The following is an 11322-nucleotide window of genomic DNA, read 5'->3' on the forward strand; positions in this document are numbered from 1 at the left end:
GGGCAGGATAGCGCCATGAACCGAAAGCGCGTCGTCGTCGCGGGACTCGGGGACGCGGGCGTCCTCGCGGCGATCCGGCTGTCGCGGCACGCCGACGTCGTCGGGATCTCGACCAAACCCGCGCTGGTCAGCGGCCAGGAACTCGGCGTTCGGCTGTCCCGCCCGCACGATTGGGCCCGCGATTACTGGATCCCGTTCGACCGGTTCCGCCGCCTGGATCGCGTCCGCACGGTGCAGGCGACGCTGACCGGGGTGGACCTGGGCGCCCGCATCGTCTTCGGCCGGGGCCAAGACGGCGCGACGATCGCCGAACCCTACGACGCGCTGGTCATCTCGACCGGGGTCAGCAACGGGTTCTGGCGCCAGCCGACGTTGCAGTCCGCCGCCGAGATCGGCGCGGGGCTGCGCGCCGCGCACGACCGGCTGGCCGCCGCCGAGTCGGTGATCGTGGTGGGCGGCGGCGCGGCGGCCGTCAGCAGCGCCCTCAACATGGCGACCACCTGGCCGGACAAGCGAATCGACCTGTACTTCCCCGGCGAGTCCGCGCTTCAGGAGTATCACCCGCGGACTTGGCAGCGGATACGCGCCCGGCTGAGCGGGCTGGGCGTCGGCGTGCACCCCGGCCACCGCGCGGTGATCGGCGAAGGCTTCGCGGGCGACGAACTCACCGACGAGCCCGTGCGCTGGAGCACCGGACAACCCCCGGCGGACGCCGACGCCGTGCTGTGGGCGATCGGGCGGGTGCGGCCCAACACCGGTTGGCTGCCACCGGAATTGCTCGACGAGCGCGGGTTTGTGCGCGTCACGCCGGACCTGCGGGTGCCCGGTCAGCGGGGCGTCTTCGCGCTCGGCGACGTCGCGGCCACCGACCCCCTGCGCAGCTCCGCCCGCAATCGCGGCGACGCCCTGGTGGCGCGAAACGTCCTCGCCGAATTCGCGGGCCGCCCGCTGCGCACCTATCGCGCGCCGACGCGGCGCTGGGGTTCACTGGTCGGCATCCAGCCCAACGGCCTGGAGGTCTTCCTGCCCACCGGCCACGCCTTCCGCTTCCCGTCCTGGTCGGTCGAACGCGTGGTGATGCCGTGGTTCGTGCGCTGGGGCATGTATCGCGGAGTGCGCCAGAACAACCCACTCGGATGAGCGCGCCATCCGGCGGCGGCGAGCTTCGCCGAAGCCTGGGAGTCTTCGACGCGGTGGTGATCGGGCTGGGCTCGATGATCGGCGCCGGGATTTTCGCCGCGCTGGGCCCGGCGGCGCGCGCCGCCGGTTCGGGACTGCTGCTGGGCCTGGCGCTCGCGGCGGTGGTGGCCTACTGCAACGCCACGTCCTCCGCGCGGCTGGCCGCGCGCTATCCCGCCTCGGGCGGCACCTACGTCTACGGCCAACAGCGGCTGGGCGAGTTCTGGGGCTACCTGGCGGGGTGGGGCTTCGTCGTCGGCAAGACCGCCTCGTGCGCGGCGATGGCCCTGACCGTCGGCGCCTACGTCTGGCCCGCGCAGGCGCACGCGGTGGCCGTGGCGGTGGTGGTCGCGCTGACCGCGGTGAACTATGCGGGAGTGCAGAAGTCGGCCTGGCTGACCCGCATCATCGTCGCGCTGGTGCTGGCCGTGCTGGCCGCGGTGATCGTCGCCGCGCTCGGATCGGGACGGCCCGGCTTCGATCCGTTCCGCCTGCAGGGCGCGACCGCCGGCGGTGTGGTGCAGGCCGCCGGACTGTTGTTTTTCGCCTTCGCCGGATATGCGCGCATCGCGACCCTGGGCGAGGAGGTGCGCGACCCGGCCCGCACCATTCCGCGGGCGATACCGCTGGCACTGAGCATCGCCCTGGCCGTCTATGCCCTGGTGGCGATCGCGGCCCTGTCCGTGCTGGGGCCGGCCCGGCTGGCCCGGAGCGCCGCGCCGCTGGTCGAAACGGCCGGCGCGGCGGGCGCGGGCCCGCTGGTTCCCCTGGTTCAGGCGGGCGCGGCGGTCGCGGCGGTGGGCTCGCTGCTGGCATTGATTCTCGGCGTCTCGCGCACGACCTTGGCCATGGCGCGCGACCGCCATCTGCCCCACCCGCTGGCCGCCGTGCACCCGCGAACCCGGGTGCCCCACCGCGCCGAACTGCTGATCGGCGTCGTGGTCGCGGTCCTGGCCGCCACCACCGACCTGCGCGACGCCATCGGGTTTTCCTCGTTCGCCGTGCTGATCTACTACGCGGTCGCCAATGCCTCGGCGTTCACCCTCGGGCGCGACGAGGGCCGACCGCCCCGGGTCGTCCCGGTGATCGGATTGCTCGGATGCGTGGTGCTGGCTTTCGCGATGCCGCGGTGGTCGGTGCTGTCCGGGGTGGCGGTGCTGGGCGTCGGCGTCGCCGCCTACGCGGTCCGGCGACTCATCTCCCGAATGATGTTGCGTCGCGGCGCGAATCGCGGGAACACGATTCCCCGGCGCTGCGACGGGGAAGACTGACCGGATGGCCGACCCCGAAACCGAAGCATTCGACAAGCTGGTAGCGGTGCTGAACTATCCGATGTTCGTCGTCACCACGCACGCCAACGGCACCCCGGCCGGCTGCCTGGTGGGTTTCGCCAGCCAGGCCAGCATTCACCCGCCCCGATTCCTGGTCGGCCTGTCGCAGCGCAACCACACGTTCCGCACGGCCCGCGACGCCACCCACCTGGCGGTGCACGTGTTCGACCACGACCACCTCGACGTCGTGGAGCTCTTCGGCGGTCAGACCAGCGACAAGATCGACAAGTTCGCCCGCTGTTCCTGGCATTCCGGCCCCGACGGGATGCCCATCCTCGACGACGCGGCCGCCTGGTTCGTCGGCGAGATCCTGGAGCGCTTCCCGCTGGGCGACCACGTCGGGCACCTGCTGGCCCCGGTCGGCGGCAGCCCGCCACGGGAGCTGGAAAGCTGGGTGTCGTTCGGCGACGTCCGCCAACTCGAACCCGGTCACGAGGCGTGAGGGTGGACCAGTCTCCCCGGGTCAGCACCGTCCCCAGCATCGTCGAACTCGCGCCGTTCTATGCCGATCCCCCGGATGGCCTGCGCGCCAACATGATCTTCAGCGCCGACGGCGCCGCCGCGTTCGGGGGGCGAGCCGGTCCCCTGTCGTGTCCCACCGATCAGCGGCTGTTGCGGATCCTGCGCGGGCTGGCCGACGTCGTCCTGGTCGGGGCGGGCACCGCGCGCGCCGAAAACTATGGCCCGGTGAAGCTCAGCGACGCGGCGCGGGCCAGGCGGCACCACGAGGGGCGATTCGCGCCCCCGCCGATCGCGGTCGTCAGCCGCAGCGGCGACCTGCCCGCGCGGCTGTTCAGCGATCCCGAACAACCACCGATCCTGGTGACCTGCGCGCGAACCGCGGCGCGCCTCGACCACGACGACCGGCTGCGCGTCCTGATCGCGGGCGAGGACACCGTGGACGTGGCCCTGGCCGTCGCGATGCTGCGCGAGCAGGGCATGCGCCGCATCCTGTGCGAGGGCGGGCCGACCCTGCTCGACGAGCTGGTCGAGGCCGACGCCGTCACCGAACTGTGCGTCACCCTCGCCCCCAGGCTCGCCGCGAGCCAGCCGGTGGGTTACCGCGTGCACCCGGCACGGCTGACCGCGCCGGTCACGATGCGCCTGGCGCACGCGCTGGTCTGCGACGACTACCTGTTTCTGAAGTACAGCCGCTGACACCGGTGCGCAGAAGCGCTCGACATGCAGCAAGCGGCCACCCTTCCTATGATGAAAACGCCCGGCTTGTCGCCTCCCGCGCTGCACACAGAAAAGGATCACCGGCCAGGTGAGCAGTTCAGACCACGACCGTGACTATCGGAATCTGGCGGTGAACCGATTGCGCCCCAGCGAAATTCAGTGGGCGCTCAATCACGATGCCGTACACGGGATCGCGTATGCGTTCCGGAATCCCGTCGCGGTCGCCGAGTCACTCGAGGACCCCGACGACGACCGCAGGACGTATCTGGTCCGGGTCAAGCGCGACGACCTGGCCAACGCGCTGGAAAAGATCAACGAGTGGATCTTCGACAATCCCGGCCCGGCCGGGATGCAGGCCTACGGATTCGTCCGGGCGCTGTCGCGCGAAGGCCTCACCGACCGCGCCGCCGGGGATGACGACGTCCGTTAAGCGCGTCCCGTCGAATTAGCTGGCTTTCGCTATTCGGTGTGCCCCGCGGTCGCCGAAACCTTAGCCTTATGCCTGCATGCCACCGCATCGGCGGATCCGGCGCCGCCATCGGCCGGGCCCGCGCGAGCGCCACGAATCGGTTTGCGGTGCATGGGGCTGGCGGATGAGGAGTCGCCGATGGATGACACGACCGCGGATACGCGGGCGGGTTCGCAGTTCGGGCCGTACCTGCTGCGGCGGCTGGTCGGTCGCGGCGGCATGGGCGACGTCTACGAGGCCGAGGACACGGTCCGCGAGCGCGTGGTGGCCCTAAAACTGATGTCGCCTACGCTGTCCAACGACCCGGTCTTCCGCTCGCGGATGCAGCGCGAGGCGCGCACCGCCGGGCGGCTGCACGAACCCCACGTCGTGCCCATCCACGATTTCGGCGAGATCGACGGCCAGCTCTATGTCGACATGCGCCTCGTCGACGGCAAAGACCTGGCCGGCATGCTGAAGCGGTACGGGCCATTGTCGCCGCCGCGGGCGGTGGCAATCGTCCGTCAGATCGGGTCGGCGCTCGACGCCGCCCACGCGGCCGGCATCCTGCACCGAGACGTCAAGCCGGAGAACATCCTGGTGAGCGCCGACGACTTCGCCTACCTCGTCGATTTCGGCATCGCCAGCGCGACGTCGGACGAAAAGCTGACGCAAATCGGCACCACCGTGGGCACCGCCAAATACATGGCCCCGGAACGGTTCGGCGACTCCCAGGTGACGCATCGCGCCGATATCTACGCGCTGGCCTGCGTGCTGTACGAGTGCTTGACCGGCTCCCCTCCCTACACGGGCGACCAGCTCAGCGTGATCGGCGCGCACGTGCACCAACCGATCCCACGGCCCAGCGCGGCGCGGCCCAGCATCCCGGCCGGCTTCGACGAGGTGATCGCCCGCGGCATGGCCAAGAACCCCGACGACCGCTACCTCACCTGTGGTGACCTGTCATCCGCCGCGTACGCGGCGCTGGCCGCACCCGACCAGGATCGGGCCACCGACATCCTGGCGCGCACCCAGATGGCAACGCCGCCTTCGGCATTCGCCGCCCAGGCACCCGGGGGCATCGCGCCGGCACCGCCCGCGGCGACGGCGTGGCCCACCCCTGCGGGCGCCGGCCAGCCATTTGCTCCCGGCGGGCCGGTGCCCCAACCGACCGGCTGGGGCGGTGCTGGGGGCTGGAGCAACGCCGGTGGCCCGCCGCCGTGGGCGCCACCGCCGCAAGCCGGCCGCAGGCCCTGGCTGTGGGTCGGCGTCGCCGCCACCGTCGCCGTGGCGCTCGTCGGGGCGCTGCTCGCCGTGGTCCGGCCGTGGGAATCTGAGTCCCCGCCGGAGCCGCCTTCGCCGCCGCCACCACCGGACGCCGTCGCGCTGCGGGTGCTCGATGACGGTGTGTACGTGGGCAGTTCGGCCGCACGGGCGACGATCGACATCTTCAACGAACCCATCTGCCCGCCGTGCGGCACCTTCATCCGATCGAACGGCGCCGACATCGACGCGGCGGTGAACAACAAGAAGCTCGCGGTGCGCTATCACCTGCTCAACTTCCTCGACGACCGCTCGCACAGCCGGACCTATTCGACCCGCGCGGTCGCGGCCACCTACTGCGTCGCCGCGCAGAACGACGCCAAGCTCTACAGCGACTTCTATTCGGGCTTGTTCGCCAGCAACTTTCAGCCGCAGGAGGGCGGCGCCGAAGACCGCACCGACGGCGAATTCGCGCAACTGGCCAAGACGGTCGGCGCCGGCGCCGCCGTGATCACCTGCATCAAGTCCGGCGACGACCTCGGCACGGCCAAGACGAAAGCGGCCAACGGCTATTCGACGCTGTCCGGCGTCAACGCCAACTCCACCCCCTTCGTGTGGGACGGCGTCACGTCCGTGAACTATCAGGATCCCGCCTGGCTGACCAGGCTCACCGGGTAGCCGAGCGGTGACGCGCGCGAGCGGGCAGGCCCGTCAGTCCGGGAGCGGCGCCGAATCCCCTTGGCGTTCGGCCTCTTCGGCGTCTTCCACGGTCAGCGGCAACGCCAGCTCTTCCAGCGGGCGCCGCTCGGCGGCGACCCCCAGCCACAGTTCGACCAGCCCGGCCGCGGCCATCACCACCGCGCCGATCAAAAACGACCAGACGACCTCGCTGCGGTGGCCCGAGTTGATCAGCTGACCGAACAGCAGCGGGCCGGTGATGCCGCCGATCGCCGTCCCCATCGCGTAGAAGAATGCGATCGCCAGCGCCCGCGTCTCCATCGGGAAGATCTCGCTGACGGTCAGGTACGCCGCGCTGGCACCCGCCGACGCCAAAAAGAACGCCACGATGAGCACGCCGATGAAGGCCCAGACGCCGCCGGCCTGGGTGACGAACACCAGCGCCAGCACCACCACCGCGAGACCCGAGCCGATGTAGGTCAGCGTGATCATCGGTTTGCGGCCGACGGTGTCGAACAGATGCCCGAGCACCAGCGGGCCGGCGAAGTTGCTCAGGGCCCACAGCACGAAGAAGACCGGCACCATGCCCGACGGCACGGCGTAGAACTGGCTGAGCAGCGTGCCGAGGTTGAACGTGACGCCGTTGTAGAGGAACGCCTGCCCGATGAACAGCGCCAGCCCGAGCACCGCGCGCCGCGGGTATAGCTTGAAGGCCACGCCGGCGATCTCCCGGAACGAGATCGACTTGCGCTGGCGGATCCGCAGCGGCTTGCCCTGCGGCTCGGGCAGGGGCTCGCCCGTCGCCCGCTCGACCTCCTGCTCGATCTCGCCGACGATGTGCTCGGCCTCCTCCTCGCGCCCGTGAATGAACAGCCAGCGCGGGCTCTCCGGGACGTTGCGCCGCACCAGCAGCACGAAGATGCCGAGGATCGCGCCGATGCCGAAGGCGAGCCGCCACCCGATGTCGGGCGGAAAGTTGGCGGTGTTCAACAGGATCAGCGCGCCGCCGGCGCCGGCGGCCGAACCCAGCCAATAGGTTCCGTTGATCACCAGGTCGACCCGGCCGCGCACCCGCGCCGGGATCAGCTCGTCGATGGCCGAGTTGATGGCGGCGTATTCGCCGCCGATGCCGGAGCCGGTGAAGAAGCGGGTCAGAAAGAAATACCAGGGGGCGAACGCGAACGCGGTCGCCACGGTGGCGACCAGATAGATCGCGAGGGTGAGGATGAACAGGTTTCGCCGCCCGAACCGGTCCGTCAGGTGACCGAAGAACAGCGCCCCCGAACACGCCCCGGCGATGTAGATCGCCGCCGCCATGCCGATCTGCGCGGGGTCCAGCGCGATGCCGCTGCCCGGTTCCATGAGCCGAGCCGAGACGTTGCCCACCATGGTGACCTCGAGCCCGTCGAGCACCCACACTCCGCCCAGGCCGACGACGACGCGCCAATGGAACCGGGACCACGGCAGCCGGTCCAGCCGTGCGGGTACCTGCGTCGTGATGGCGTTGGTTTGCGCGCTCGCACTCACGGGCGTCTCCGTTCTGGTTTCGACCGGCGTCAGCCGCGATCGGAGCGGGACTCCTCGGGCGTCCAGGCCTGCGGCTGCCCGGGGTGGCCGGGGAAGAGGAAATCGATGAAAGCCGCCGCCGTGGGCTGAGGTTCGTGGTTGGCCAGCCCCGGTCGCTCGTTGGCTTCGATGAACGCGTAGTCGGCGCCCGTGACGTCGGGCACCAGCAGGTCGATGCCGGTCACCGGGATGCCGATCGCCTCGGCCGCGGTCACCGCGACCCGGCACAGCTCGCTGTTCACCTGCGCGGTGACGTCGTGGATGGTGCCGCCCTGATGCAGGTTCGCCGTGCGACGCACCCGGAGCCGGGTGCCCTGGGGCAGCACATCGTCGAGCGCCCAACCGGCTTCGGCGACGGTCGATTCCGTGAGGTCGTCCAGCGGGATGCGGGACTCGCCGCCGGTGGCCGCCGACCGCCGCCGGCTTTCGGCCGCGATCAGGTCCCGCACGCTGTGCTCCCCGGTGCCGATGATCTCCGGGGGCATGCGCAGGGCGGCGGCGACGACGCGGCCGTCGATCACGACGAGGCGAAGGTCGTCGCCGGCCACTCGCTGCTCGATGAGCACGTCCGGGTATTGCTTGCGGGCGCGCGCGAGGGCGGCGGACAGGTCGTCGGGCCCGTTGTCGGGAACGACCCCAACCGTGATGCCCTTGCCCTGCTCGCCCCGCGTCGGTTTGACGACGACCTCGCCCACCTCCTTGAGGAAGGCGAAGTCGCTCTCGTCGAAGGTGGCCAGCCGCGCGCGCGGCACGGTGATGCCGGCCTCGGAGACCAGCCGCCGGGTCAACCGCTTGTCGTCGCAGCGGCACATGGCCACCGCCGAGGTGTATTCGGACAGCGACTCGCGGGTGATGACGCTGCGCCCGCCGTGGGTGAGCCGCATCTCGCCGGTCTCGGCGTCGAGCACCTCGACCCAAATCCCGCGGCGCAGCGCCTCGTCGGCGATGATCCGGGCGTACGGGTTGAGGTCGTCGACCGTCTCGGGCGGCGGGCTGAACAGCGGCTCGTTGATCGCGTTCTTGCGCTTGATCGCCAGCACCGGGACGCGGCGGAAACCCAGCTTCTCGTAGAGGCCGATGGCGGCGGCGTTGTCGTGGGCCACCGACAGATCCATGTAGGCGCGGCCCGCGTCGCGGAAGTGCTCGGCCAGCGCCCGGGTGAGGGCCGCGCCGACCCCCGGGAGCCCGGCGGCCGGATCGACGGCCAGCGTCCACAGGCTCGACCCCTCCTCCGGGTCGTTGAACAGCAACTCGTGGTCGACGCCGGTGACGGTGCCGACCACGGCGCCGTCCTCGTCGCGCACCGCGAGCAGATACTTCACCGCCGGCACATGCCGATGGTTGTCCCAGATCACGTCGACCCCGGCGGGGACCATCCCGCAGCGCACGTACACGCGGTTCATGGCGTCGGCGTCGATCGGATCGTTGAGCGTGCGCACCGTCACGCCCAGCGGCGGCGGCGGCGAGGCCTTCTTCTTGCCCGTGAAGCGCAGCCGGTAGGTGTGGCTGGGGTCGATGAACAGCTCGGTCGGCGCCTCGGCGACCACGACGTGGGATTCGCGGGCGTAGATGCAGATGTCGCGCCGGCCGGGACCCTCGCGGCGAAGCGCCTCGACCAGTTGCTGGGAGTCGGCGAAGGTCTGCCCGAAAATCAGTCGGCCCCAACCCAATTCGAGCTCGACGTCTTTCGCCATCGCATCGACCAGCTCCGGCGGCGAAGCGTCGTGCAGACCGAGCGTGATCGCCTCGGTGTGGTCGCCGGACGGATCGACCACGGTCATGCAACCGGCCCCGTGATGCCGTGACGCTGCAACCACAGCTCGAGCAGGGCGATCTGCCACAGCTCGTTGCCGCGCAGCGGGGTCAGCTTGCCGTTGGGATTCTCCAGCAGGGTGTCGACCGCTTCGGCACGAAACAGGCCGCGCTCCTTGGCAACCGGCGCGTAGAGGGCGTCGCGGACCATGTCGAGGTAGGGCCCTTCGAGATGGGTCAGCGCCGGAACCGGGAAATAGCCCTTGGGCCGGTCGATGACCTCCGATGGAATCACCCGCCGCGCAGCCTGTTTGAGGACGCCCTTGCCTTCGTGCGCGATCTTCAACTCCGGCGGGCAGGTGGCGGCCAGTTCCACCAGCTCGTGGTCGAGGAACGGAACCCGGCCCTCCAGCCCCCACGCCATCGTCATGTTGTCGACCCGCTTCACCGGGTCGTCGATGAGCATCACGGTGGTGTCGAGGCGCAACGCGCGGTCGACGCCCGTCTCGGCGCCGGCCTGCGCGAAGTGCTCGGTGACAAAGCGGCCACTGGGGTCGCCGGGCGCCATGATGCCCGGGCCCAGCAGGCCGGCCAGCTCGGCCGAATCACGGTCGAAGAAGGCACCGCGGTACTCGGCGACCGCACCCTGCAGCGACGCGGCGGCCGGCGAGCCCATCGGCGGGTACCAGTGATAGCCGGCGAACACCTCGTCGGCGCCCTGGCCGGACTGCACGACCTTCACGTGGCGCGCGACTTCCTGACTGAGCAGGTAGAAGGCGACGCAGTCGTGGCTGACCATCGGCTCGCTCATCGCGCCGATGGCCCCGTCGAGGGCGGGCAGCATCCGTTCGGTCTCGATGCGGATCTGGTGGTGGTCGGTCTCGAAGCGCTTGGCCACGATGTCGGAGTACTGGAACTCGTCGCCCTTGACGCCGCCGGCCGACTCGAAGCCGATCGAGAAGGTGGACAGCCCATGCTGGCCGGCCTCGGCGAGCAGGCCCACGATCAGGCTGGAGTCGACACCGCCGGACAGCAGGCAGCCGACCGGCACGTCGGCGACCAGGCGGCGCTTCACCGCCAGGCGCAGCGTGGACAGCACGGCGTCTTCCCAGTCGCGCTCCGACCAGTCCGCGCGGTCGGCGTGCCGGGTGAAGTCGGGCGCCCAGTACGTGGTGACGGTGCGCCTGCCGTCGGGCTCGATCGCGACGAGCGAGGCGGGCGGCACCTTGCGCACCCCGCGCAGGATGGTGGCCGGGGCGGGCACCACCGAGTGGAAGGTCATGTAGTGGTGCAGCGCGACGGGGTCGATGCGGGTGTCCACGCCGCCGCCGGCCAGCAGGGCCGGCAGGGTCGAGGCGAAGCGGACCCGGTGGTTGTCCTCGGTCAGGTACAGGGGTTTGATGCCGAGCCGGTCGCGCCCGAGCAGCACCCGCCCGCTGTCGCGCTCGACGATGGCGAAGGCGAACATGCCGAACAGGTGGCTGACGAAGTCGTCGCCCCATCGGTGGTAGGCCTTGATCAGAACCTCGGTGTCGCTGTGCGAGAAGAAGCGGTAGCCGTACCCGCTGAGTTCGCTGCGCAGTTCCTTGTAGTTGTAGATGCAGCCGTTCCAGGCGATCGACAGGCCCAGTTCGGAGTCGACCATCGGCTGCGAGCCGGCCTCGGTCAGGTCGATGATCTTGAGGCGACGATGGCCGAGGGCAACCCGGCCCTGCGACCAGGCGCCGCCACTGTCCGGGCCCCTCGGCGTCAGCACGGCGGCCATCGCTGAGACCGCCGCTACCTCGGGCGCCCGCCCGTCGAGTCGTACCTCCCCGGTGACTCCGCACACCTCTTCGACCCTACCGGGGCCCGATTCGGCGCGCGCGTGACGTCCGCCAAAAGCGCTGCAACGGCCCATCAACGCCCATGATCAACGCGTGGTGA

The 11322-nt window shown here is 70.6% G+C and carries 9 protein-coding genes; 6 read left to right on the top strand and 3 right to left on the bottom strand.

The window, feature by feature from the left end; translation table 11 throughout:
* The first annotated feature begins 15 nt into the window (after positions 1-15).
* The 6 genes from OCQ_RS13410 (at position 16) to OCQ_RS13435 (ending at position 6078) form a co-directional block, all read left to right on the top strand.
* The gene (locus OCQ_RS13410) at positions 16-1140 is read left to right on the top strand and encodes an FAD-dependent oxidoreductase (RefSeq protein WP_014384861.1); all 1125 of its coding nucleotides are present in this window, start codon (positions 16-18) and stop codon (positions 1138-1140) included.
* Positions 1137-2450 carry an APC family permease gene (locus tag OCQ_RS13415; protein ID WP_014384862.1) on the top strand — a complete coding sequence of 438 codons (1314 nt, stop codon included), beginning with the start codon at positions 1137-1139 and terminating at the stop codon, positions 2448-2450. Before OCQ_RS13410 ends, OCQ_RS13415 begins: the two co-directional genes overlap by 4 nt.
* A gap of 4 nt (positions 2451-2454) precedes the next feature.
* A complete protein-coding gene (locus OCQ_RS13420) occupies positions 2455-2952 on the top strand; it encodes a flavin reductase family protein (RefSeq protein ID WP_014384863.1) in 498 nt (165 codons plus the stop codon).
* A gap of 2 nt (positions 2953-2954) precedes the next feature.
* Positions 2955-3668, top strand: a complete 714-nt coding sequence (locus tag OCQ_RS13425) for a pyrimidine reductase family protein (protein ID WP_014382710.1) — start codon at positions 2955-2957, stop codon at positions 3666-3668.
* A gap of 109 nt (positions 3669-3777) precedes the next feature.
* Complete coding sequence (locus OCQ_RS13430; protein ID WP_008257297.1) at positions 3778-4119, top strand: hypothetical protein; 342 nt, start codon at positions 3778-3780, stop codon at positions 4117-4119.
* Between the two features lie 177 nt (positions 4120-4296).
* A complete protein-coding gene (locus OCQ_RS13435; protein ID WP_014711780.1) occupies positions 4297-6078 on the top strand; it encodes a serine/threonine protein kinase PknE in 1782 nt (593 codons plus the stop codon).
* 33 nt (positions 6079-6111) lie between these two features.
* Here OCQ_RS13435 and OCQ_RS13440 read toward each other — a convergent pair whose 3' ends face one another.
* The 3 genes from OCQ_RS13440 to OCQ_RS13450 are packed head-to-tail and all read right to left on the bottom strand — an operon-like array spanning position 6112 to position 11227.
* Positions 6112-7605 (bottom strand): MFS transporter, encoded by a 1494-nt coding sequence (locus tag OCQ_RS13440; protein ID WP_008257301.1) that lies wholly within the window; start codon positions 7603-7605, stop codon positions 6112-6114.
* A 29-nt stretch (positions 7606-7634) separates the two neighbouring features.
* Positions 7635-9425 (bottom strand): N-acetylglutaminylglutamine synthetase, encoded by a 1791-nt coding sequence (ngg, locus tag OCQ_RS13445; RefSeq protein ID WP_008257303.1) that lies wholly within the window; start codon positions 9423-9425, stop codon positions 7635-7637.
* Positions 9422-11227, bottom strand: a complete 1806-nt coding sequence (locus OCQ_RS13450) for an N-acetylglutaminylglutamine amidotransferase (protein WP_009953549.1) — start codon at positions 11225-11227, stop codon at positions 9422-9424. Before OCQ_RS13450 ends, ngg begins: the two co-directional genes overlap by 4 nt.
* Positions 11228-11322: the final 95 nt, after the last annotated feature.

It is taken from the genome of Mycobacterium paraintracellulare (assembly GCF_000276825.1).
Classification (GTDB): domain Bacteria; phylum Actinomycetota; class Actinomycetes; order Mycobacteriales; family Mycobacteriaceae; genus Mycobacterium; species Mycobacterium intracellulare.

Bases quoted from the DNA above. Each gene is read 5' to 3' on its own strand.
- OCQ_RS13410 (WP_014384861.1), top strand. From the start codon at position 16: ATGAACCGAAAGCGCGTCGTCGTCGCGGGACTCGGGGACGCGGGCGTC.
- OCQ_RS13415 (WP_014384862.1), top strand. From the start codon at position 1,137: ATGAGCGCGCCATCCGGCGGCGGCGAGCTTCGCCGAAGCCTGGGAGTC.
- OCQ_RS13420 (WP_014384863.1), top strand. From the start codon at position 2,455: ATGGCCGACCCCGAAACCGAAGCATTCGACAAGCTGGTAGCGGTGCTG.
- OCQ_RS13435 (WP_014711780.1), top strand. From the start codon at position 4,297: ATGGATGACACGACCGCGGATACGCGGGCGGGTTCGCAGTTCGGGCCG.
- ngg (WP_008257303.1), bottom strand. From the start codon at position 9,425: ATGACCGTGGTCGATCCGTCCGGCGACCACACCGAGGCGATCACGCTC.